General features: G+C 39.5%; 23 protein-coding genes. 13 read left to right on the plus strand and 10 right to left on the minus strand.

Features of this window, described 5'->3' with window-relative positions:
* Positions 1–123: 123 nt before the first annotated feature.
* Positions 124–465, plus strand: a complete 342-nt coding sequence (locus GO621_RS02280; protein WP_157563816.1) for a YMGG-like glycine zipper-containing protein — start codon at positions 124–126, stop codon at positions 463–465.
* A 71-nt stretch (positions 466–536) separates the two neighbouring features.
* On the opposite strand, the gene GO621_RS02285 is transcribed toward GO621_RS02280, so the two are convergent.
* Complete coding sequence (locus GO621_RS02285) at positions 537–1,583, minus strand: NAD(P)-dependent alcohol dehydrogenase (protein WP_157563818.1); 1,047 nt, start codon at positions 1,581–1,583, stop codon at positions 537–539.
* Between the two features lie 200 nt (positions 1,584–1,783).
* On the opposite strand from GO621_RS02285, the gene GO621_RS02290 reads away from it, so the two are divergent.
* On the plus strand, positions 1,784–3,778 hold the full coding sequence (locus GO621_RS02290) for a thioredoxin domain-containing protein (RefSeq protein WP_157563820.1): 1,995 nt from the start codon (positions 1,784–1,786) through the stop codon (positions 3,776–3,778).
* An 81-nt stretch (positions 3,779–3,859) separates the two neighbouring features.
* Positions 3,860–4,360 carry an FKBP-type peptidyl-prolyl cis-trans isomerase gene (locus GO621_RS02295; protein WP_157563822.1) on the plus strand — a complete coding sequence of 167 codons (501 nt, stop codon included), beginning with the start codon at positions 3,860–3,862 and terminating at the stop codon, positions 4,358–4,360.
* A gap of 143 nt (positions 4,361–4,503) precedes the next feature.
* Here the strand turns inward: GO621_RS02295 and GO621_RS02300 are convergent, their stop codons facing one another.
* From GO621_RS02300 to GO621_RS02320, 5 genes are all read right to left on the minus strand, one after another.
* Positions 4,504–6,276, minus strand: coding sequence for a M56 family metallopeptidase (locus GO621_RS02300; protein WP_157563824.1), 1,773 nt, complete (start codon positions 6,274–6,276; stop codon positions 4,504–4,506).
* 5 nt (positions 6,277–6,281) lie between these two features.
* Positions 6,282–6,659: a BlaI/MecI/CopY family transcriptional regulator gene (locus GO621_RS02305; RefSeq protein ID WP_157563825.1), complete on the minus strand. Its 378-nt coding sequence runs from the start codon at positions 6,657–6,659 to the stop codon at positions 6,282–6,284.
* Between the two features lie 221 nt (positions 6,660–6,880).
* Positions 6,881–8,161, minus strand: coding sequence for a neprosin family prolyl endopeptidase (locus GO621_RS02310; RefSeq protein ID WP_198170102.1), 1,281 nt, complete (start codon positions 8,159–8,161; stop codon positions 6,881–6,883).
* A 280-nt stretch (positions 8,162–8,441) separates the two neighbouring features.
* Positions 8,442–8,807: a SpoIIAA family protein gene (locus tag GO621_RS02315; RefSeq protein ID WP_157563827.1), complete on the minus strand. Its 366-nt coding sequence runs from the start codon at positions 8,805–8,807 to the stop codon at positions 8,442–8,444.
* A gap of 75 nt (positions 8,808–8,882) precedes the next feature.
* The gene (locus GO621_RS02320; protein ID WP_317163376.1) at positions 8,883–9,611 is read right to left on the minus strand and encodes a class I SAM-dependent methyltransferase; all 729 of its coding nucleotides are present in this window, start codon (positions 9,609–9,611) and stop codon (positions 8,883–8,885) included.
* Between the two features lie 121 nt (positions 9,612–9,732).
* Here GO621_RS02320 and GO621_RS02325 point away from each other — a divergent pair, with 121 nt between their 5' ends.
* Positions 9,733–10,983, plus strand: coding sequence for a DUF2130 domain-containing protein (locus tag GO621_RS02325; RefSeq protein ID WP_157563829.1), 1,251 nt, complete (start codon positions 9,733–9,735; stop codon positions 10,981–10,983).
* Positions 10,984–11,105: 122 nt separating this feature from the next.
* Here the strand turns inward: GO621_RS02325 and GO621_RS02330 are convergent, their stop codons facing one another.
* Entirely contained in the window at positions 11,106–11,714 is a 609-nt protein-coding gene (locus tag GO621_RS02330; RefSeq protein ID WP_157563831.1) for a redoxin domain-containing protein, read from the minus strand.
* Between the two features lie 531 nt (positions 11,715–12,245).
* On the opposite strand from GO621_RS02330, the gene GO621_RS02335 reads away from it, so the two are divergent.
* On the plus strand, positions 12,246–14,987 hold the full coding sequence (locus GO621_RS02335; RefSeq protein WP_157563833.1) for a YncE family protein: 2,742 nt from the start codon (positions 12,246–12,248) through the stop codon (positions 14,985–14,987).
* 63 nt (positions 14,988–15,050) lie between these two features.
* Positions 15,051–15,248, plus strand: coding sequence for a hypothetical protein (locus GO621_RS02340; protein ID WP_157563834.1), 198 nt, complete (start codon positions 15,051–15,053; stop codon positions 15,246–15,248).
* Between the two features lie 263 nt (positions 15,249–15,511).
* On the opposite strand, the gene GO621_RS02345 is transcribed toward GO621_RS02340, so the two are convergent.
* Positions 15,512–16,549 carry an aldo/keto reductase gene (locus GO621_RS02345; protein ID WP_157563836.1) on the minus strand — a complete coding sequence of 346 codons (1,038 nt, stop codon included), beginning with the start codon at positions 16,547–16,549 and terminating at the stop codon, positions 15,512–15,514.
* Positions 16,550–16,750: 201 nt separating this feature from the next.
* Between GO621_RS02345 and GO621_RS02350 the strand changes: the two genes are divergently transcribed.
* Positions 16,751–17,200, plus strand: coding sequence for a DoxX family protein (locus tag GO621_RS02350; protein WP_157563838.1), 450 nt, complete (start codon positions 16,751–16,753; stop codon positions 17,198–17,200).
* 153 nt (positions 17,201–17,353) lie between these two features.
* Positions 17,354–18,055 (plus strand): TMEM175 family protein, encoded by a 702-nt coding sequence (locus GO621_RS02355; protein ID WP_157563839.1) that lies wholly within the window; start codon positions 17,354–17,356, stop codon positions 18,053–18,055.
* Between the two features lie 257 nt (positions 18,056–18,312).
* Here the strand turns inward: GO621_RS02355 and fabF are convergent, their stop codons facing one another.
* Entirely contained in the window at positions 18,313–19,557 is a 1,245-nt protein-coding gene (gene fabF / locus GO621_RS02360) for a beta-ketoacyl-ACP synthase II (RefSeq protein WP_157563841.1), read from the minus strand.
* Positions 19,558–19,640: 83 nt separating this feature from the next.
* Between fabF and GO621_RS02365 the strand changes: the two genes are divergently transcribed.
* The 3 genes from GO621_RS02365 (at position 19,641) to GO621_RS02375 (ending at position 21,470) form a co-directional block, all read left to right on the plus strand.
* Positions 19,641–20,054, plus strand: coding sequence for a winged helix-turn-helix transcriptional regulator (locus GO621_RS02365; RefSeq protein WP_157563843.1), 414 nt, complete (start codon positions 19,641–19,643; stop codon positions 20,052–20,054).
* A gap of 407 nt (positions 20,055–20,461) precedes the next feature.
* Positions 20,462–21,043, plus strand: coding sequence for a hypothetical protein (locus tag GO621_RS02370; RefSeq protein WP_157563845.1), 582 nt, complete (start codon positions 20,462–20,464; stop codon positions 21,041–21,043).
* Positions 21,044–21,101: 58 nt separating this feature from the next.
* Complete coding sequence (locus tag GO621_RS02375; RefSeq protein WP_157563846.1) at positions 21,102–21,470, plus strand: hypothetical protein; 369 nt, start codon at positions 21,102–21,104, stop codon at positions 21,468–21,470.
* A 336-nt stretch (positions 21,471–21,806) separates the two neighbouring features.
* Here GO621_RS02375 and GO621_RS02380 read toward each other — a convergent pair whose 3' ends face one another.
* A complete protein-coding gene (locus tag GO621_RS02380; RefSeq protein WP_157563848.1) occupies positions 21,807–22,256 on the minus strand; it encodes a KTSC domain-containing protein in 450 nt (149 codons plus the stop codon).
* A gap of 245 nt (positions 22,257–22,501) precedes the next feature.
* On the opposite strand from GO621_RS02380, the gene GO621_RS02385 reads away from it, so the two are divergent.
* On the plus strand, positions 22,502–23,803 hold the full coding sequence (locus GO621_RS02385) for a DEAD/DEAH box helicase (RefSeq protein WP_157563850.1): 1,302 nt from the start codon (positions 22,502–22,504) through the stop codon (positions 23,801–23,803).
* 19 nt (positions 23,804–23,822) lie between these two features.
* A complete protein-coding gene (locus GO621_RS02390; RefSeq protein ID WP_157563851.1) occupies positions 23,823–24,044 on the plus strand; it encodes a DUF1456 family protein in 222 nt (73 codons plus the stop codon).
* Positions 24,045–24,215: the final 171 nt, after the last annotated feature.

A 24,215-nucleotide genomic window follows, 5' to 3' on the forward strand; every position in this document is an offset into this window, starting at 1 on the left:
TTACCGGTTGTTTTTTAGAGTAGCCCAAAAACAAGTATTAAACCTTAACCCGTACTTTACGTTAAACTGGTAAGGTATTTGTTTATCCTGTTTTCATTATTAAAAACTATCAACCTAAAATTCATGAAAAACCTGATTTTAATTTTTGCTGTATTTTTTACTTTATCTGCTGTTAACGCCGCATTTGTACAGGCACAGACTACAAAACATACTTATTACAAAAATGGCAAAAAGTATGTTTACACAACCAAAACCCGCCATGGCATGTCTAAACGTGCTAAAGGTGCATTAATTGGCGGCGGCGCGGGTGCTGTTGGCGGCGCTTTAATTGGCCATGGCGTTAAAGGTGCCTTAATTGGCGGCGCGTTAGGTGCAGGCGCAGGTTACGTGGTTGGAAATGAAACTGACAAAGGAAAATCCCGCGCCGGAACCCATACGGTTTATAAACGTAAAGTAGTTCATTAATCCAATTTTTACTTCATAAAAAAAGCATGTCAAAAAACTGACATGCTTTTTTTATGAAGTATTTTTCCTGATTAATTTAAAGAAGCCATATCAATTACAAAACGATAATGCACGTCGCCTTTTAAAGTACGCTCGTACGCTTCGTTTATTTGGTCAATATTAATCATTTCCACATCAGAAGTAATGCCATGTTCTGCACAGTAATCCAGCATTTCCTGTGTTTCTTTAATTCCTCCAACCAGAGAACCAACCAGGCTGCGGCGGCCCATGATTAAAGGAAAAGCAGGTACTTGAGATGGCTTTGGCGGGGCGCCCAACAAGATCATCACACCATCGGTACGCAATAAATTTAAATACTCATTGTAATCGTGTTCGGCAGAAACAGTATCCACAATAAAATCAAAAGTATTAGCCAGTTTCTGCATGTTTTCAGGTTGGGTAGTCAACTCAAAATGATGGGCGCCTAATTCCTGCGCATCTTTTTCTTTAGAAGGAGAACGGCTCAGCATCGTAACTTCAGCTCCCATAGAAGCAGCCAGTTTAACCGCCATGTGGCCTAATCCGCCTAAACCAACAACGGCAACTTTATCGCCTGCTTTAACGCCCCAATGTTTTAAGGGAGAATAAGTAGTGATACCGGCACATAATAAAGGCGCAACTTTTTCTAAGGGTAACTTATCGGAAACGTTTAACACAAAATGTTGCTTAACAACAATATGCGAAGAATAACCACCTTGCGTAATTGTTTTTTTATCCTGTGAAAGTGAATTATAAGTCTGTGTGTGTCCGTTCTCGCAGTACTGCTCCAGGTCTTCCTTGCAATTATTGCAATGGCCGCAGCTATCCACAAAACAGCCAACGCCAACGGTGTCCCCTGCTTTAAAACGGGTAACATTTTCGCCAACTCGGGTAACTTTTCCTACAATTTCGTGTCCGGGAACAATCGGGTATTGTGTTCCGCCCCATTCGTTACGGGCCGTATGGATATCAGAGTGGCAAACACCACAATATAAAATCTTTATTTCTACATCATCAGCGCCGGGTTCCCGCCGGTCAATCTGATGTGGTGCTAATGGTTTATCGGCTTCGTGCGCCGCGTAGGCATGTACTGAATTCATTGTTTTGATTTTGATGTTACAACAAGTATCAAGCTTTTATTGTTTGAGAAATATCAAGAGCCCAACGTAAATTCTTCTAAAATGGAGAGCGAATGAAAAGTTAGTTGCGTTGTCTCCTTCTCACCAGGAGAGGCTCAAACTAAATCCAAATTTTCTGGTAGTGTTTATAACACCAATTTTACATCGATAAAAACAGCATCATGTCAAACCGATTGATTAATTCTACCTCGCCCTATTTACAGCAGCACGCCAATAACCCGGTGGATTGGTTTCCCTGGGGAGAAGAAGCGCTGCAAAAAGCAAAGGCCGAAAATAAATTATTGCTCATCAGTATTGGCTATTCTGCCTGCCACTGGTGCCATGTAATGGAACATGAAAGTTTTGAAAATGAACAGGTTGCAGAAGTAATGAACCGGTTTTTTGTGTGCATAAAAGTGGACCGGGAAGAACGGCCGGATGTAGATCAGATTTATATGAGCGCTGTACAATTAATGACCAACCGCGGCGGCTGGCCGCTCAACTGCATTTGCTTGCCCGATCAGCGCCCGGTTTACGGCGGAACATATTTCCCTAAAAAAGACTGGCTAAACTTACTGGTAAACCTTGCCGAATTCTGGAAAGAAAAGTCGGCAGAAGCAGAAGATTACGCCGTTCGGTTAACAGAAGGCATCCACAAATACGAACAATTTGAGTTTGTAAAAGAGCAAAAAGAATATTCAAAAACCGATCTGGAAGCTATTGTAACGCCCTGGAAACGCCATTTTGATATGGTAGAAGGCGGATTAAACCGAGCGCCAAAATTCCCAATGCCCAACAACTGGCAGTTTTTAATGCGTTATTCACATTTGATGAAAGATGAAGCGGTACAAATGAGCGTACGCATCACTTTAGAAAAAATGGCTTTCGGTGGGATTTACGATCAGATTGGCGGCGGTTTTGCACGTTATTCAGTTGATGGAAAATGGCACGTTCCTCACTTTGAAAAAATGCTGTACGATAATGCGCAGCTGGTGAGTTTGTATGCAGAAGCTTTTACCTGGGCGGTTGATCCTTTGTATCCGAAAATTATTGCCGAAACTTTAACTTTTATCGAACGCGAACTCACTTCTCCCGAAGGAGGATTTTATGCTGCTTTGGATGCGGATAGCGAAGGTGTGGAAGGAAAGTTTTACACCTTTACCAAAGCAGAAGTAGAAGAGGTTTTAGGTGAAGATGCCGAGCTTTTCTGCACTTATTTTCATGTAACCGAAGATGGAAACTGGGAAGAGGAGCAAACCAATATTTTTTTCCGAAAAGATGATACAGATGAATTGGACGAAAAGTTCGGATTATCGCCAGATGAATTGCAAGCAAAAATCAATCAGTCACGACAAAAAATACTCGATAAAAGAAGCATGCGTGTTCGTCCGGGATTAGATCATAAAATCCTGGCAAGCTGGAACGGTTTAATGTTAAAAGGTTATTGCGATGCTTACCGCGCGCTGGACGAACCGCAATATCTGGAAACGGCAATCCGCAATGCTTCTTTTATCCAGCAAAATCTGTCGGACGGAAACGGCAAACTGAACCGCGTTTACCAAAATGATTCGCCTGCTTTTCTGGATGATTATGCTTCGGTTGCCGATGCTTTGATCAGTTTATACGAAGTTACTTTTGATGAAAAATGGTTGCAGGAAGCACGAAAAATTAACGATTATGCCATCGATCATTTTTACGACCTGGCAACCGGCATGTTCTTTTACACTTCGGATGAAGATGCACAATTGATTGCCCGAAAAACGGAAGTGATGGATAACGTAATTCCTTCTTCCAATTCGGTCATGGCCCGAAATCTGAAGAAGTTAGGTTTGTTTTTTGATCACGAAGAATATCATCAGTTAGCGGAACAATTACTTAGAAATGTAGAAAAAACGATGGCGCCTTATGGTTCGTCATTTTCCAACTGGGCAATGCTTCTTTTAGACGAAGTTTTTAGCGTTTACGAAATCGTGGTCACCGGCAATCAATCCGAAGAAAAAAGAAAAGAATTCGAGAAAAAATATCTTCCTAATAAAATTATCTTGGGCGGAACAAAAGGAAGTTTACCTTTGTTGCAGGATAAATTCGGTGGTAAAAACAGCATTTTTGTTTGTAAAGACAAAACCTGCCAACTGCCGGTTAACGAAGTATCTGAAGCATTTAAACAAATTGAATAAGTAAAAAGAGCGGAGAGCGGAGTTAAAAGACATGTATATCTTTAATCCCCCGCTCCTCGCTCTTCTTAAAAAGAAAAAAGAATGAAAATTGAACCACAGCACGTAGTATCATTAACTTATGATCTATACGTAAACCAGGAAAATGGCGAAGAAGGTTTGGTAGAAAGTGCCACGCAAGAGCAGCCATTAACATTTATATACGGCGCCGGTCAGATGCTGCCCAAATTTGAAGAACATTTAAGTACTTTAAGTGCTGGCGACCAATATGAATTTCGCTTGACAGCCGAAGATGCTTACGGCGAGTACGATAATGAAGCGGTAGCCAGCTTGCCGAAAGAAATGTTCGGAACAGAAGAAATCCCTCCGGTTGGGTCGATGCTGCCTTTGCAGGATAACCAGGGAAACCGTTTACAAGGACAAGTAGTTTCGATTGCTGAAGATGCCGTAATTGTTGACTTAAACCACCCAATGGCTGGACAAGCTTTACATTTTAAAGGAGAAATTTTAAATGTACGCCCGGCAAATGAAGAAGAATTATCACACGGCCATGCACATGGCGCTGATGGACATTCTGGCCATTAAGCTTGATGCTTCTTTTATCGAATAAAAATTTGTAAACAAAAAATCCCGGTCAGGTTTTGATCGGGATTTTTTTGTTCATGGATAAAATTTAAAATTGCTTGGTAATTCAACTTATTAAGCAAGAATAACAATTTTCATTATTATCAATTCAACTTCTCTTTTTTTGGTACAGCCACAGTATCCGGGCCGTTGTAATTTTTAAGCATTTGCTTCTCGTATTTCTTCCATTCCGGGCTTTGGTAATATTTGAGCATTTCCTTTTCGTATTTCTTCCATTCCGGACTGTTGTAATATTTTGTTATTTCTGCAAACTGTTTGTTCATTTCTTCAAGAAGATCTTTTCTTTTCACTCTAAGTTCTTCCGTCTGCTTTTTAAACTTTTGGCTATTAAGCTGCAACCATGCTTTTTCAAGAAGATCTTTTCTTTTCGTTCGAAGTTCTTCCATCTGTTTTTTAAATTCCGGGCTGTTCTCACGCATCTCTTCCATCTTTTTTATTTCGTCCGCTTGTCTCTTCAAATCTTGTAAATCATAAAATTTACTGTGATAAGAGTATTTAGTAGAATCAGGATGTTTATAAGTGAAAGTAACATTTGTGAACTTGTTATCAAACTTTCCATTCTCCTTCAAAAACTCTTTTTGGGCATCAGCAGGTAATTCTGCTACAGAATTGTATTCTTTTTTATTTCCAAGTGAATCTTCTAATACAATTTTGAACTTGTTTTTTGATCTGATTGCTGTATCTGCAAAAAAGTTAACTGGATGCTGTTTCTCCGTTAATTTATTTTTTCGGGGAGATTTAGAAACAGGATAATAAACAGTCTTACTTATAAATTGCTCAGCCTTAATTGAATCTGATGCTTCTTTTATCACCTTAAAATGCTGATCAACTAAACGTTTCAATGCTTTTTTTGCAGGTGCATTCCAAGCGACCGACAGGCCAATTACTGTAAAGGCCAATAGCATTACAACAAATTTATTTTGAGGCGAAGGACTTGTCGTTTTCATATTCGTGATTCTTTTAATCCGGTTAAGGAGCGTATATTTTTTTCCGTTTGCAGCTAATGCCAGGTTTAATTGTGTGCTTCTGTATTCTTCAATTGCTAAAAGTGCTTGTGCATAAATCAATTTATCAGCTGAATTTTCAATTACCAAATCATCACAGCATTGCTCGCGGTATTTATCAATTTCACGATTCATCAACCAAACAGCCGGATTAAAAAATAAGAATGACTGGATGATGTTAAGCAAAATATTCAGGAGGTAATCCGCACGTTTGATATGCGCCAGTTCATGCAGTAAAATTGCTTCCGTTTGCTCTACTGATAGTTGGTTAATTAAAGCTATCGGAAACACAATTACCGGCTTAAAAAAACCAATGGTTAAAGGCACTTGTATTTTATCGGACAGAAAAAGCGATACTGTTTTTACCAGGTTAAAATGTTTGCTTAACTTGTTTACCTGCTCGCTCCAGTAATTGTTTTGCTGCGAGTTTCCGTTGTTTTTAACCCAATTGATGTTAACTATTCCGATCGCTAACCTTAACGCACAAAAAATCAAACCGGTTAAATATAAACCGGTAATGGTGTAAGCATAGCGGCTCGTCCAATAACTAATTTCCGTCCAAATTGCTGGTTTTGAAATAACCACTGCCGAATCTTTAGTGATAAAACCAGGCAAATTACTGCTTGTTAATGCACTTGCCTGTGCTTCCTGATAATGGTTAAACAAGGTAAACAGGAAACCAGCAAACAGCAGCACATTGGCGGCATAATACAAGTTAAAACGCTGAGCCGAAGAAGCAGTATTTTTAAAAACAGCGAACGCAACACGTAGCGCAAGATAAATTACAACGCCTTGCAGAAATGATTCGGGCAACGTTTTACTTAAAGCAGATATGAAAAGGCTGGTTTCCATAGTTTTTATTTTTGGTTGAGTTGTTCCAGGTATTTTTTAATTGCTTCCAATTCCTGCGGAGAAGTTTGATGATTACTTAAAGCCTGCATTACCAATTGTGAGGCAGAACCGTTAAAAGCACTATCAATCAGTTTATTCACTAAGTTTTTCTGTGTTTTTTGTTGATTGAGTAACGCTTTGTAAACATGTGTACGGTTACTGGCATCACGTTCTACCAAACCTTTTTCGTGCATTAACTGCATTAGTTTGAGCGTAGTAGTGTAACCAATTTCGGTTTGTTTGATTTTGCTTAATTCCTCGTTCACTTCACGAACAGTACCTGCGCCTTTCTGCCACAAGATCTGTAAAATTTCGAGTTCGCTTTCCGTTGGTTTAATGCTCATTATTTTATTACGAATATTTTCGTATTACTAATGTACGAAGGGTTTCGTATAAAACAAATATTTTTAAAAAATAATTTATAGACACCTCTTTTTAAGTGAAGAACTGTTCCAAATATCAAATTGAATAAAAATGAACGTTAGTTTTTTTAGAAATGAACTATAAAAAAAGCGGAGAACAAAAGCTTGTTTCCGCTATTTTCATTTTTACAGATTTTAAACATCTAACATCCGGAACCGCCAGGGCCGCCAAAATAGAAGTACGGATTCCAGCTACCACCTGATAGAACGCTAATTTTATAACAGGCCGGTGATGGCTGCGATGCGGTAAGTGAAGAATTTAAACCTCCGCCTGTTGTTGGAAAATAATAAATATTTCTTTGATAGGCAGCTTTTCCAAAACCCTCAGCAGGAAAATGTCCGCTGCCCATTCCAGGCCATGAAGTTGTGCCAACCGTTTCGCCGCCATAATCTATTTCTTGTGCATATCTGGATAGTTGCCCACCTTTAAATAAAGAAGTAGGATAATAACCTATCGCTTCTTTATAAGATGTTCCTTTAAGATACAGCCACCAGTTTCCTTGATATAAATAATAGGCAAACTCCAATTCCCATTGTCCGCCATTATAAGTGCTGACAGGACTTAATGAACCGCCAAGTGTCCAGGCAGAATTGGTTTGTACAAAAGCTTTACTATCCAAATTATAATTGCCCGTATGGTTATAACCATCTGCAGTCCAGTAAATAAACAAGCAAGGTTTGCTGTTGCCGTATTTGCCCGGATACACCTGCCAGCCGCATTCTACCGTTTGCAAATTTGCGCCAGAACCACCGGCATACCAATGCTGCGACAAAGAAAAGATTTGATTGGAACCTATTCCAGGTTGCCATACGTTTAAAAAACTATGTCCGCCCAGGTTGTTCACATTCTGGTAGGCATGTGCATATTTATGGGTAGCAGCTACTCCGGCAATTTTATCTAAGTCCTCTACCTTATCGTGCCCATGCCTTGGATGGCCTTTTTGGGTTAAAAAAGGACCTTTATGAAAGAAACGGTCAAGCGATTCAAATCTCGACATTTCTTCCAATGTAACGCGTCGGATAGGAATGGTACCATCCGGACAATACATTGCATTTCCTAAATGATCTTTACGGTCTGGCATTAACTGAGCCTGAAGGGTTAATGTTTCTTCTTTTGCAGCCGTAGCAGAATGGTTTCCGTCGTTTACAGGCACCTTGTCTGGCGGTGGTGCTGCTGCTTTTTTTCCGCTGCCTTTTAAGGATGGTTGCTGATCAATAGGTACACAATCGTAAACCTGCCCGTCTTCGTCCATAAAACTATGCGGTACAGTTATACCGCTGTAATGGTCTGCAAGGTAAGAACGCATCTCGTCAAAGTTAGCAGTACTGCTAACTTTGGTAGCAGGATCTTCCCTGAATGCTGCAAGGTTTGTTTGTTTAAGCGAATTTACAAATTCGCCAAACGGAATTAGTTTTTTTGGCATAACAACAAAAATTTAAAGGCCTACTCTTTGATCCCGTTTTCGGCTTACCGGTAGATATGGATCAAAGATATTGGCTAAAAAAAGTTATAATACCAGTGCTGACACCCGACTTCGCACGTAGAAACACTATAAAATTGTCTAAGAACAAACAGGGAAAACTACGTAAACAGCAGTTGTTTTTTTGTAAAATAAGGTGAGAAGAATTTAGGAATACTAACCCCAAAATCCCTGCTTATCAAGCAAGGATTTTAGTATAAAGAGATGCTTTTTAAAACGGCAGTTATCCCTCAGAAACCCATTTTTTTGCTTCTTCCAGTTCTGCAAGTTCAAAACCTTTGCTTTCTCCCGGCAAAGCAAAGCTGGCCAGATCAGAGAACTTTTCTAATCCTTTCTGATCGGTAACAATTGCCATCCGGTGCCATTTTGTAAAATGTTTAACACCTTCTTTCAGGTCTGCCGCCACAGCTCCCAAGCTGTAATTGCCCACATCTGTTTTTAGTACCAGGAGAAAGTTAATTTCACCATTTTTAGATACATGTTTATTAAGTTCCGGAACGACAGTTTGATCATAATCTGTTTTTTCAACTTTTCCGGTGGCCCTGAAACCAACTACGTTGGCAGGAACGTCTGTCATCACTTCAATCATAGTAATAGTTTTTATGATAAACAGCTTATAAAAGCGTTTGTTTACATGTAAAAACAGCAGGTTAACTGGCAGCAATTAAGCTAAGGTCAGCCTGGCCAGGTACAAATCCATCTCGTCTTCATATAAAACCTCACAGTTCCAGCCATTTTTTAATGCTGTTTTTAGCAATGTTTTTTGGTCGATGTAGAGCCAGTTAAACCAATCGCTTTTCTGGTTTTTGTATTGATACTGGTAACTGATTTCGCCATAATAGCTGTTTTTGGGCAGCGGCACATCTTCGTATAGATAAGCAATGTCTGAAGAATCAAAAATTAACTGTCCGCCGGGAAGCAGCAATTGTTTGGTGTGGTGCAAAAAGCGGCCTAATCCTGCTAAAGTTTGCGTTAAGCCAATACCATTCATCAGCAAAAGCAGCGTATCAAACTTTTCGGTTTTGTATTGATAAATATCCTGCTGCACTACTCTTTTTACGCCTCTTTTTTGCATCACTGCGGTTGCGCCGGCCGAGATTTCTAAAGCGGCAACATCAAAACCTTGTTGTTGTAAAATTAAAGCATGGCTTCCGGCTCCTGCGCCAATATCCAGCACTTTTCCGCGGCAAAGTTGCAGGGCTAATAATTCGGCTTCCGGCATTTCCTCTTCTCCCCTAAAAAAAACTTCAATTGGCATTTCTTCCGGTCCGCCGTAAGTATTGTGCAGCCATAATTTTTCTTCGGGCTGCCGGTTGTAAAAATCCAGTAAAGCCTGGCCGTAAATATCCATAGGCACAAAATAAAAAATAAATATGGATGCTGTTTTTATCACACAAAAAAATAGGTGGTAAAAGAAGCATCAGCCGGAACACACGTTTTTAAAATGTAAAATGAAAAACCAATGTTTTTAGGTTTCTAAAGGATTAGCTATCTTTCAGCCAAATATTTTAGCAATGGCAACAGAAGTTAAGTGTCCGGGTTGCGGTTATGCTTTCCCGATTGAGGAAGTGATGGCCGAGGAATATAAGAAGGAGCTTCGGCAAAAAATGCAGGTTTTTACCAAGCAAAAGGAAGATGAGTTCCGCAAAAAACAGGAAGAATTTTTAGCAAAAGAAAAACAGCAGGAATTAGGTTTTGAACAGCGTTTAGCGTCCGAAAAAAAACAATTACAGCAACAATTAGAAGAAACGCTGCGCAAAAACATTGCTTCGGATTTTGAAAATCAATTGGTGATGCTGCAAAACGCCAATCAAGAATCTGAAGAAAAACTGAAACTTTCCCGCCAAAAAGAAATGGAATTTTTGCAGCGGGAACAGCAGTTAAAGAATAAAGAAGCCGAAATGGAACTCGCTTTGCAGCGCAAATTGCAGGAACAGCGCGGCGAGCTGACGGAACAGATCCGCAGGCAGGAAGCAGAAAAAAATAACCTCAAAGAAACCGAACATCAGCTGCGCGTTAAAGAACTCGAAAAACAGTTGGACGACCAGAAAAAGCTGGCCGAAGAAATGAAACGCAAAGCCGAGCAGGGCAGCATGCAGCTGCAGGGCGAAGCGCAGGAACTGATCCTGGAAGAATTGCTGCGGCAGAGCTTTCCGTTTGATGTGATAACTGAAGTTGGAAAAGGCGTGCGCGGCGCGGATTGCGTGCAAACGGTGCGCAACCAGTTCGGACAGGAATGCGGCCGGATTATTTATGAAAGTAAACGCACCAAAGATTTTGGCGGCGACTGGATTGAAAAGTTAAAAAAAGATATGCGCAGTCAGGCGGTGGATGTTGCCGTAATTGTATCGCAGTGTTACCCGAAAGGAATGAATTGCTTTGGAGAAAAAGATGGCGTTTGGATCTGTTCTTTTGAAGAAGCAAAAGCCGTGGCAAGCGTTTTGCGCGATGGCGTGATAAGGCTTTCCAACGTGTTGAAATCGCAGGAAAACCGGGGCGATAAAATGCACTTGTTATACAATTATTTAACCAGCAGCGAGTTTTCTGAACAATGGAAGGCCATACAGGAAGGTTATTTAAGCATGCGCACTTCTATTATCCAGGAGCGGACGGCGATGGAAAAAATGTGGAAAGTGCGCGAAAAGCAATTGGATAAAGTGTTGTTAAACGCAACGGGGATCCGTGGTTCGATTGAAGGAATTGCCGGTAGCGATACGATCAAACTAAGCCTTACCAGCGAAGAAGACAATTTGCTGCTGGAGTGATGCTTCTTTTATCGACTAAAAATAAAAGCCTTGCTATTCTAACAAGAACGGCAAGGCTTTAAACTAAAACTGCTAAAAAGAAAACTAAGAAAAAAAGGCTTTTATCAATTTAAAAATCAAACTTAACGTGCATTTTTGGTAGCGTTGATAATTTCTTCCACCGGAAAAGAACCGTTAAAAGCAGTATCGATATGGTCGTAAACAATTTGTCCGGCTGGCGATAAAACATAAGTAGCCAGCAAAGGCGCGTTTACATCAATCCCCGAAAACTTGTTCCAGATCGGGTCTTCCTCAGAAAATACATTAAATTTCCGGGCAATTTCGTGGTTTACATCATGGTAAAAACTAAGGTTAAAGTGGTGTTTCCAGTTCACTTCTGCTTGCGCAAACGGCCCTTCGGCAGTAACAATCAGTAAATTTCCTCCCGCTGCTAAAATTTCATTTTGTATTGCGTTCAGCTTTTTCAAAATATGGATGCCTTTACGGTTCCAGGCTTCGGCATAAAAACTAATTACCAGCGGTTTGCTTAACAGTTGGTACGTAAATACAGTGCCTTCGTAATTCCTGATCTTAGAATTTAACCAGGTGCCGTTTTTGTTGATCAGTTTAATATCCGGCGTTAATTGTCCGGCTTGCAAAGGTTTCAGCGGCTGGTATTTTTTGCTGATAACTGGTTCGTGCACTAATTCAGTAAAATCGAAAACAGGAAATTGATAGGTAACAGGTAACATAAAAATATTTTTAAATTGTTTTACAATAGGTTATGATGAGCAAGGGTTTTGAAATCCTGCAAACTGTACTTAGATATTTTTGGTGAAAGATTTTTTATGCTGATAAAGTAATCTTCAAAATAAATTAAGGGAAATGGACACCATAAAAAAGGTGCATAAAAGAAGCATTAACAACAGCAACGCATACACATTCGCATGATCGTTTTTCTGAATTTTTGATCAGTTGCTACCAGGATTGCGCGGAGAATTAAGTGCTGTGACATCTTGTTTTTTAATAGACAAATCAAAAGTATATATAATCTACAAATTTTATAGAGTAATTTTTAAATTATTTTAAATTGTTTGATTATCAATGAGAAAAATTTACTATGGGCGTATATCCCCTTTAAATACTTAGGCAAAGGGTTCTTTTATGTAAAATAGGCACTACATCCGTAATAGTTAAAATAAGCTGAATATATTTATGCACCTGTTAATATTTCTGTTAAAAGAAAAATTAAGTTTAGGTTTTATTGTAAAGAATTATCGCGTATGTATCTATATCGTTTCTGTTTTATATTTTCCTGGCTGGTTACAGTGTGCTTTTTAACGAGTTGTAACTTCTTTTATCACCCTAAAAACCAGTCAGGGCAGGAAAAATTAAACCATCATTCAGCTTATGATGACAGCACTTTAACTAACCGCGTGCTTCCGGTAATGATGCCTTATAACCGTTTAATTGATCCGGCAGGCAAAGTAATTGTTTTTGGAAGCCTGGAATTGGAAAATCATAGTCTGGACGTACAACCTATTCCAAATACCGCACTTTTAGCTGTTGAAGACCGTTACGGCATCGCCATAATCGATCATCAAAGCAATGAAGTTATTGCCAGATGGACTTACAACAGTGAAGACCGTTACAAAGGTTTGATGAGCACGTATTCGGGCATCCAGGTCTTAAACGAAAACGGTTCAACACAACTATTCTGGAGTGCTGCTAACGATGCTAACCACCAGTCGTACGTTTTTCAGGCTGTTTTTAATCAGGAAAAAATAGCGGTAAAAGAAGCATTTGCCTTTAAACCTGAAAGCCCTTCGCCGTTAGCACTGCCAAATGAAGTTGCAATCAACAAAGAAAACGGAAAGAACTATTTGTATGTGGTTTTAAACGGCAATAACCAGTTGGTAAAAATCGATCTGGATACAAAGAAAACCGTTTGGACTGCTCCAACCGGCGTTGCGCCTTACGGTTTAACCATTGCTGGCGATAAAGCTTATGTAAGCAATTGGGGCGGAACAATCGCAGTAAATAACGATGGGAAAGAAACAGCAGGCGTACCTTTCGGAAGCGCTTATACAGATCCGAAAACTGGTGCAACAGCAGCAGGGACCGTTTCTGTTTTTGGATTGAAGGATGGAAACCTGATCAAAGAAATACCGGTTGGCCTGCATCCCAATGATCTGATTTCAAGTAAGGATAACAGGTACGTTTATGTTGCCAACGGAAATAGTGATGCTATTTCGGTCATCAGTACACAAAGTTTAAAAACGGTTGAAACTATTTCGGTACAAATTAATCCGGGTAAAAAAGGCTTTATCGGCGATACGCCGAATGCTTTGATTTTAAGTGAAGATGGTACGCATTTGTATGTAGCCAACGGAATGGATAACGCGGTTGCGGTTGTAAAACTGGGTGCAGCAGCATCATCAAAAAGTACCGGTAAAAACAGTATCAAAGGTTTTATCCCAACGGAAGCTTATCCCGGAGGACTGGCTTTACAAGGAAAAAAATTATTTGTAACCAACCTGGAAGGCGAAGGCGCACGGGTAAACAGTAAAGAAATCCGTAAGGAAGATAAAGCAATTGACCGTGATGTGCCGGATATAGAAGGCGGTTCGTACAATTCGCATCACCAAAAAGCCACTGTTTCTGTAATTGATTTGCCAAATCCGGCACAATTAGCAGCTTACACCAAAAAAGTAAAAACACTTAGTTTAAATTTCAGAACTGAGCTGGCGCGTTTAGCTCCGCGAAAAAACCAGCCCGCGCGGCCAATTCCCGAACGGATTGGCGAACCTTCTGTTTTTAAACATGTGCTTTATATTATCAAAGAAAACCGCACTTACGACCAGGTTTTGGGCGATATGGCCGAAGGAAAAGGCATGAAAAATTTGTGCATTTACGGCGATAGCATCACACTCAACCAGCACCAGTTGGCCAGGGATTTTTTGTTGCTGGATAATTATTATGCTTCCGGGAAATGTTCTGCCGAAGGCCACCAGTGGACGGATGCAGCAATGGTAAACGATTACGTGGAGAAAAACGTGCGCGCCTGGTTCCGCAGTTATCCGCACGTACAAACTGATGCCATGGTTGTGAACCAAAAAGGTTTTATCTGGAATAATGCGGCAGATCATGGCAAAACCGTCAGGATTTATGGTGAAGCCTGCATTCCGCAATTTGATAATAAACTGAGCTGGACAGATATTTACGAAAATTATAAAGCCGGTAAACCTTTCAGTTTTACCAATAAAACAACTATTTCGAGGGTAAAACCGATGCTTGCTGCCGGTTATCCGGGTTTTGATAATTTCAAGATCAGCGATCAGGTCCGGGCAGAAGCTTTTATCAAAGAATTAAAAGAATTTGAAAACAAGCCAGGCGATCAGCTTCCTGAACTAATGGTAATGGCTTTGCCAACAGATCATACAGGAGGTTCAAGGCCGGGTTTGCCAACACCGCGGGCGATGGTAGCCGATAATGATCTGGCTTTAGGCCGGATTATCGAAGCATTAACAAAAAGCCGTTTCTGGAAAAATACCGTTGTTTTTGTTACGGAAGATGATTCTCAGGCGGGTTGGGACCATATTTCTGCTTACCGGACTACAGGTTTTGTAATCAGTCCATACAGCAGGTTGCAAAAAACAGTTTCTACCAATTACAATCAAACTTCTATCGTTCGTTCTATCGAGCAAATCCTCGGAATTCCGCCCATGAATTTACTGGATGCAAGCGCATTGCCCATGTTTAATTGTTTTGCCGGCCGGCCTGATGCTTCTTTTACCTATCAAAAATTAGCAAACCGGGTTCCGCTCAATGAAATGAACCCGAAGCTTTCTATGTTAAAAGGAAAAGCTTTGTTTTATGCCAGGCAATCCTCCAAACCTGAGTATGACCATGTGGATGGCGGAAATGATGATTTGTTAAATCGTATTTTATGGTTTAACCGGAAAGGGAATAGCGCTTATCCGGCTAAACTGGCCGGAAAGAATATGGATGACGAAGATGATTAATCAGGTATTAACAACATCATTTAGACTGTTAAAATTTGTATTTTTGTTAAAAGGATATTTTCTATGCAAAGTCAAAAATTAAATTCTTTACAATTGGAGCTGTTAAAAGTGTATTCTTTTGAACCTAAAGAAGAAGATTTATTGGCAATAAAAAAATTACTTGCGGATTATTTCTCTTTGAAACTTCAAAAAAATATTCAAAAGGCTGTAAGTGAAAAAAATATTACCGAAGATGACTTGGATAGTTGGATAAATGAATAAACCACGCCTTATTCTCGATACGAATATATTTCTGGTTTCTCTTGCTCCGAAATACAAGTATAATTGGATATATCAATCATTAATAAAAGTCAATCTGATTTTATCGTTAGTAATGATCGGCACCTACATCAGCTAAAAAGTAATAAGTTTCCTCTGGTTACTGTTCTTTATTATAATGAGTTTGAGGAAAGATACAAAGCTTCTTTTATCCGATAAAAACCTTCCTGCAAAAAATTAATGCAAGAAGGCTTTTCTAAATCCAATTAATAAAACTTAGGCAATGGGTTCAGCTTTAAATTTTGCCGCTGGTGCCAGTAAGGATAAATAGGAGGGATTTCGCTTGCAGTGTCCAGTTTTTTAACCTGATCTTTGGTTAAATTCCAGCCAACTGCTTCCAGGTTTTGTTTTAATTGTTCTTCGTTTCTTGCACCAATAACCAACGTAGAAATAGTCGGACGTTGTAAAAGCCAGTTTAAAGAAATCTGTGCTACTGTTTTGCCGGTTTCTTCTGCTACCTCATCCAATGCATCCATAATCTTATAAAAAGTTTCTTCTGCAATGGCCGATTCCGGTACCGGACTTCCGCCTTGCGCTATCCGGCTATCAGCAGGAAAAGGTTGGTTACGCCTATATTTTCCGCCTAAACGTCCCGCTGCTAACGGACTCCAGACAATGCCGCCAACTTTCTGGTCTAAACCCAAAGGCATCAGTTCCCATTCGTATTCCCGGTTGATTAGCGAATAATAAACCTGATGTGCGATGTATTTGTTCCAGCCATATCGATCAGCAATTGCCTGAGATTTCATCAAATGCCAGCCCGAAAAATTGGAGCAGGCAATGTAACGCACTTTGCCGCTTTCAACCAAATCCTCTAAAGTACGCAGCGTTTCTTCAACTGGTGTAACACCATCAAAACCGTGCATGTGGTAAATATCGATATAGTCCGTATTTAAACGTTTCAAGCTGGCTTCACATGCTTTGATGAGATGGAAGCGGGAAGAACCCTGCTCGTTCGGCCCTTTTCCCATCGGGAAAGTAGCTTTGGTAGAGATAATTACTTTATCGCGCAAGCCAGTTAAACTTTTGCCCAGGATTTCTTCCGATAAACCATCCGAATAAATATCTGCCGTATCAAATAAATTTACGCCGGCATCTAAACAAAGGTTAACCAAACGCGTGGCTTCTTCTACCTGCGTACTTCCCCAGGCTTTAAAAAACTCGCCGCTGCCGCCAAAAGTAGCTGTGCCAAAACTTAAAACCGGAACATGTAAACCGGATGCGCCTAATTGTCTGAATTCCATAATTGCTTTGTTTGTGTTGAAGTAGAAAGGCAAATCTGCTTAATATGTTTAATGACAATGCTTTTTTTACCCTATAAAAACAAGTGCCAAACTGATTACGGTTTTATGCTGATAAAAGAAGCATGGCAAATAAGTTCCCCCCAATAAATTGTAGGTATAACCTGATAAACTTTGTAAATTTATATCACCAATTATACAATTATGAAAATGTTCGCTAAAATTCAAAATTGGGGTGATAGCCATCATCCTAAATGGCTCGACTTTTTTAGGATTACTTTAGGTTTGGTCCTTTTTTGGAAAGGTATTGCATTTATACTAAACCTAAATGCGTTAACTGCTTATTTAATTGAAAGCAGAATAGACGATACGTTTGGTATGTCTCTTTCTATGAGTTTATTAGCTCATCTTATTATTACCTTACACCTACTCGGCGGTTTTTGTATTGCATTCGGCATAAATACACGTTTATTTTGCCTGTTAAACTTGCCTGTACTTATTGTTGCGGTTTTCTTTGTCAATATGCAGGAAGTTGTATTCAGGCCTTATGCCGAATTATGGTTATCTGTATTTGTGCTTCTTTTATTAATTTGTTTTCTGGTAGAAGGCAACGGCGTATTATTTGTTGGGCAAGGAAAAGAAAAAGCTGTATAAAGGATAAGGGAGTTTTTGATTTAAAAATTTAGAAGTGATGAGGGAAAAAATGAGGGCAAATGGCTGTTCTGAATTTATGGTGATAAAAGAAGCATTGCCGGCCAAAATTCTTTTTTTGCTTAAAGATGTTTAAATTGCTTCTTTAAAAGCTGTATGGAAAACTCAAGACCTGCAATTGTAGAAGAAGTAAAAAAGGAGTTTCAATTAGAAAGGATGATCCTTTTTAGCGATGCTGTTTTTGCGATCGTTATTACTTTAATGGCTATCGAAATCAGAATTCCTGATACAGAGGGTTATAAGTTAACATCAGGGCAGTTCAATCATTACCTGCTGCATCTTTTACCGGTATTTTTGGCTTATGCCTTTAGTTTCTTTTTTATCGGCAGAACGTGGTATGCACATTTACAGCTTTTTGGTTTCATTAAGAAGTATAACGGCGGGTTGGTTTTTTGCAACCTCTTGCTGCTGTTTAGCATTGGTTTGTTTCCTTTTGCAGCTTCTGTGTTGGTGCATATTGTAAAATCTTATCTCAATTTTATCATTTACTTCGGAATTTTGGGCTTATGCATTGCCTCACAGCTTTACTTAAGATATTATGTTTTGATCAAACATCCCGAGTTAAGAAATAACAGGCCGGTAGCTGCAGAAATATTAACATATAAAAGCCAGCGAAATGTGCTGTTTGTTTTAGGTACCGGACTAATGCTCATTGCCATAACAAACTGGCTGATTACAGATCCTGCAAGCAAAGAACTTGCTATTGTTTGGGTAATACCGGTAGCTATAATAGTGAGGCTGATCAGGGCAAAATTGAATAAAGCCAAACGTGAGATGTTGAAAACATCGCTTGTTTAAGTTGAGGGAAATTTTCGAAGTGGATTAATTTTTTGTTGCATATCAAAACGTGGACTTCTGTTAATAAAAGTATAAAGGCGGTTTTGCCTGATTGAAATTTTAGCAGGTTAACAAATGATAGAATTCGAAGGACCGGGATTTTTAGTTGGTAAAAACAGTATCAATAGAAAACGCCGGTTAGTATCCTTATTTTCTTTTTCTGGAAAATGCAGAACTAACAGGCGTTTATAGGAGCGATATAATTTTAGGGGCTTATTCTATTTAATCTTTCTAAAAACCACAATTGCATTATGCCCGCCAAAACCAAAAGTATTACTCATGGCTACGTTTACTTCTTTTGCTAAAGGATGATCGTAAACGATCTTTAGGTCAGCAGGAATTGCGGCGTCCGGTTCGGTAACGTTAATGGTTGGCGGAATGATACTGTTTTTAATGGCTAAAATACTGGCAATCGCTTCTACCGCTCCGGCGGCGCCAAGTAAATGCCCTGTCATGGATTTGGTGGCGCTCACATGTAAATTTGAGTAATCACCTTGTAATAAACTAGTAATGGCTTTGATCTCGCTTAAATCGCCAACCGGTGTCGATGTTGCATGTGCGTTCAGGTAATCTACATCTGCTGGTGTTAAACCTGCCTCTTCCAAAGCTAATTGCATCGCTTTAAGTGCGCCGCTTCCTTCCGGGTGTGTAGAAGTCATGTGGTAAGCGTCGGCTGTCATTGCTGCGCCGGCAACTTCAGCATAAATCGTTGCATTCCGCGCTTTTGCATGTTCATATTCTTCTAATATCAAAGCGCCCGCACCTTCGCCCATTAAAAAACCATCACGATTGGAGTCAAAAGGCCGACAAGCGGTTTCGGGACTGTCATTATGCGTTGTCATGGCTTTCATTGCTGCAAAGCCTCCAACAGAAGCCTCGGTAATGGGCGCTTCCGATCCGCCGGTTACAATCACTTTAGCTTTTCCCCATTTAATATAGTTAAAAGCATCCATAATGGCGGTGTTGGATGTAGCGCATGCAGAAACAGTTGTATAATTAATGCCCATTAAACCGTATTTGATCGAGATCATACCCGAAGACAAATTAGGAATCAGTTTCGGAACAAAAAACGGACTGAAACGCGGATGAAACCCGTTTTGGGTATATTCTTTTACCTGCTCTTCAAAAACCGTCATGCCTCCTTGTCCGGTTCCCCAGATCACGCCGATATCGTAAGGGTCCATTGTAGAAACATCCAGTCCGGAATCCTTCATCGCTTGTCCGGCTGCTGTTAAAGCATATTGAGTAAACGGATCAGTACGTTTAATTTCATTTCTATCTAAATATTTAGCAGGGTCAAAATCTTTTAATTCGGCTGCCACTTGCGTGCGAAATAAGGAAGGATCAAACCGGGTGATCCTCGTAGCGCCGCTTTTTCCGGCAATTAAATTATTCCAGAAAGTTTCTACATCATTACCAATTGGCGTAAGTGCGCCTAAGCCTGTTACAACAACTCTTTTCATGCTTTTTTTACCGCTTGTTTTTTTACAAGGGTTGCAAATATATTTAAAACCACTTTATATTTGCAAGCAGAAAAATTAAAAGTATGCGATCTAATTGTCCGCTCAATTTTGGACTGGAAATTTTTGGAGATAAATGGACTTTGTTAATTATCCGCGACCTGATGTTTTTCGGAAAACGGCATTATAACGAGTTTTTAGCTTCTGCCGAAGGTATTTCTACCAATATACTGGCAGATCGCTTGGCTTTGCTGGAGCAAGAAAACTTCATCAAAAAAAGCAAAGACGGAGCGCATAAGCAAAAAATAATTTACAGTTTAACCGAAAAAGGGATTGACCTATTGCCCATCATTCTGGAAATTGGTCTATGGTCTGATAAATATGCCGGCTCGTTTTTAAACGAAAAAAAAGAAATTATCCTGGGCGAAGTAAAAAAAGATGGGGTAAAAGGAGTATTGGCCATGAAAGAAAGGCTTTACCAAACGCATATTAAAGGTTAAACACCAACTTCTGGAACCTCAATTTTAAAAATCCACAAATTGTGGATATGAACGAAGTTATTCTTCCCCGAAATTCCCCAGATAAAAATTGCTTTGGTTTTGGTTCGATAAATAGGGTACTGTTGCCAAATTTATTTCCCTTTTGGAGTGATTGATTTTTCTCGCCCAATGTTTCCTCCTCGGAAATAAACTTGACTTTTGGTTTGACTTATTTTCTTTTTAAAACGGTTTTGTCTGCTGCTGTTTCCTTTGGTGAAATAGTTTTTATTCCTGCTATTAACATCCTGCTGACTTTTGCCTGGTAAAAGAAGCATGAAGTTTTGCTGTTCCTTCCCCTGGCATTTTTATTGGCTATCCCTCTGCGGGATCAATCAATAAAAAGTTTAAAAAATTAAAAAAACACCGTCATGAAAAAAGTATTACTCTTCGCCCTTTCTGCCCCGGCATTCGTTTCCTGCAAAAAAGACAAAGGCACTACCCCTCCAACTTCCCTTCCGGTTACCGGAACTTATGCTGCCCTGAACATCAAAACTACCGGCCAGGTTGTTAAAATGTCTGTTACGGCTAATATGCTAAACCTTATTTATAACGAAGACGTGACGCTGCTTTTGGATTCGGACAAACTGGGGCAAAGCTGGGCGGTACACTTAAAAGAAGATTTTTCTGGCACACAGCTTTCGAATTTCGATTACCACTCGATGACAAAATATGGTGTGAACGCCACCAATTGGGTCGATGATAACCTGAACAATATAGTAATCCACAGCAGCAAGGACACGCTGATCAACAACAAAATATTTGTGAAAAAACGCATCACCCGTTCTTTCATCTACCAAAAATTATACAAATCCTCAGCAGATGCAACAATGGTATTGAACCAGATGCTGAAACAAACCGACATCCTTACCTTCAGCTCTTACTATGCACCAACAGACCCTGAAACTGCTGCTGCCGTAAATACCGCCAAGCTTACTTATGTAAAAATGTAATCCGGGAGAAAGAAGAAACTTATTAAAATCGATCATATATAATCTATCCAAGCAAGCCATGTTTTTTAAACCAAGCCCTTTGCGCCATCAGATCATTCGGTTAATGATGGAAAACCCGGTTCCTTACCGCAATACAGACATCAGGGGTTTTTATTTGATCTTGTGTACCACGTTGTTCTTCAAAAAATATAAATCAGTAATATTGAACGAGTTGTACTACAAAGGGCTGATTGAACTGCGCGGCGATATTAACCTTTTTATACGGGCAAAAACAGTATCCGATATCAAATGCCTGAATATTTCTGCTTCGCTTACTGCTAAAGGAATGGCCTATTACAGGTTGTACATTCAGGAAGCCGGGCCAGAATTAGAACTGTCTTTACCTTTAGAAACACAACAGAAACCTAAACTAAGCATCTTACGATAAAACAATTTCTACTAAACCTTTCACAATTTATTTAACCGTAAAACCAATAGCTTCATTATAAAAACCAGACAGTGTTAATTTTTTAAACGATTCCAGAAGGGGGCAGCAGTTCTGCCTCCTTTATTAAAAATCCGAATTGTTTACTGTTTGCAGAAAGCTTAGAAAAACTTAAAAAGAAGGTTCAAAATATATTTATAGTAGTTTTAGGTTAGATTTCAACCTAAACATAAAATGCCTCCGATACTTATTTAATCGGAGGCATTTTATGTTTGCGAAGTAGTTTTTGAGTTCTCTTCCAAATAAACCTTTTTGCAATAGGAAGAGAAAAAGTTGGATTTATTGCGCCGCAACTAATTTACTCGTGCTTCTATAAACATAAGCGTTAAAAATATGCCTTCTGGCAAACCTCCCGGGCGAATCTGCATTAACCAACTTTACGTAAACAGCTTTTGGCACATCAAAATATTCGTAATTGCTTCCATCGGAGAAACTTACGGTTAACACTTGCGATTTATATTCAAAATCCGTCAGACCGGAAGTTGTTATGGTATTGGTATAGTCGGCAAATGTTTGGTTGCGGGTTTCGGGAGCAATGCTTATTAAAAAGTGATAAGCTTCGATAATGGTCTTACTTTTTTCTTCGGCCGCCAGTTTATCCTCATGGCTGTCCTGAAACTTGTCCGGGTGCCAGGTTTTCATTAAATTTCTGTAAACCGATTTCAACTCCTGCAATTCGGCATCATTGTTTACACCCAATAATTTCCTGTAATCGACAATTTTTTTCATAGCATTAATTCATTTTTGTTATTGTCGTCGAAATAAAGGATGAAGCCGTTCTCTCAAGAAAATAATTTTGCAAAGGTACATCTTCTGTCTAACAAAATTGTTCTTCAAAAGCGATTAGAACTGTGACAGCAGAACTAAGAAATTAATTGGTTAGGTTTTCTTTAATGATAAAAGGCGCAGAAAGATAAAGCAATTAACAGCAGCGTGTTATTTAGCTTAACTTTGGCCTCAAGCAAATACTTAAAATGATCCGGCAAGCCCTTCAAAACTTAAAAATAACTGCCCTAAACGAAATGCAGGAAGCAGCAATAAGTGCTGCTAAAAAAAGCGATGTGATACTCCTTTCTCCAACAGGATCAGGCAAAACACTTGGATTTTTATTGCCTTTGCTCGGGATGCTCCAATCTGATATTACTACCGTGCAGGTATTGATCCTGGTGCCTTCCCGGGAACTGGCCTTGCAGATTGAACAGGTTTTCAGGACAATTGGCAGTGGTTTTAAGGTGAATTGCTGTTATGGCGGCCATCCTGTAAAAATTGAGATGAACAATTTATCGAAACCACCTGCAGTTTTAATTGGTACGCCCGGCCGGATTGCCCATCATTTGCGCAGGGAAAGTTTTAGTACGGCTACTATTTATACTTTGATTTTGGATGAATTTGACAAAGCGCTCGAATTTGGTTTTCAGGATGATATGGCTTTTATTATCAAACAACTTCCAAATGTAAAAAGGCGAATGCTTACTTCAGCTACAAAAATGCAGGAAATCCCGTCTTTTACTGGCATGGTAAAACCTGTAACGCTTAATTATCTTGGCAATACAGCTTCTACACCAGATTTAAAGCAAAAAGTTGTGCTATCAGAATCCGCAGATAAACTGGATGCTTTATTTGCCCTTATTTGTAAAATAGGAGATGAAGCAACACTTGTTTTTTGCAATCACCGCGAAGCAGTGGAACGGATTAGTGATTTGTTATGGGAAAAAGGGTTGCCAAATGATATTTTTCATGGAGGAATGGAACAGGAAGACCGCGAGCGGGCTTTATTAAAGTTCAGGAACGGCAGTCACCGTATTTTAATTACAACTGACCTGGCTTCGCGTGGCCTGGATATTCCGGAAATAGAGCATGTGGTGCATTATCAGCTACCGCATAATGAAGAGGCGTTTTTGCACCGCAACGGCCGTACCGCAAGAATGCACGCCAAAGGTACATCTTACCTTATTTTAACGCCCGATGAAAAGCCCGCTTATCTAAAGGAATTGCCAGAAATCGAGGCTTTGCCCGAAAAGCTCGTTGTTCCTAAACCATCGCACTGGACCACATTGTATATTGCCGCCGGTAAAAAAGATAAGGTAAACAACGTAGATATTGTTGGTTTGCTGCTTCAAAAAGGAGGGCTGGCCAAAGAAGAACTTGGGTTGATAGAAGTATTAGACCATTCCTCTTACGCTGCGGTAAAACGAAACGTAATTGATCGTGCCGTACAGCTTATCAAAACCGAAAAGTTAAAAAACAAGAAAGTTAAAATAGAAATTTCAAGGTAAATTAATAAAATACAATAGCATGAGCAATAATGATATCATGAAAAAGCTGCGTGTAGCTTTAGAATTTACAGATGATGATATTATAAAAGTTTTGGAGCTGGCTAATTTCAGGATCACCAAAACAGAGATTGGTGCCATATTCCGTAAAGAAGACCATCCAAATTTTAAACCCTGCGGCGACCAGATACTGCGCAACTTTTTAAATGGGTTGATTATTTATAAACGCGGGCCAAAAACATAAGCGCAATGCTTCTTTTATCGCCTAAAAATTAGCACTGCTTTAATTTTACTCAAAGCAAAAAATACAGGCATAAGAGAAGCATTATCAATCATACAGACATAAATTAAACTGCTTCTCGGTTTCGTATTTTTATAAATAAGGATATAGAATTAATAGCATAAAAACAGTATT

This window comes from Mucilaginibacter arboris (genome assembly GCF_009754915.1).
Taxonomy (GTDB): domain Bacteria; phylum Bacteroidota; class Bacteroidia; order Sphingobacteriales; family Sphingobacteriaceae; genus Mucilaginibacter_A; species Mucilaginibacter_A arboris.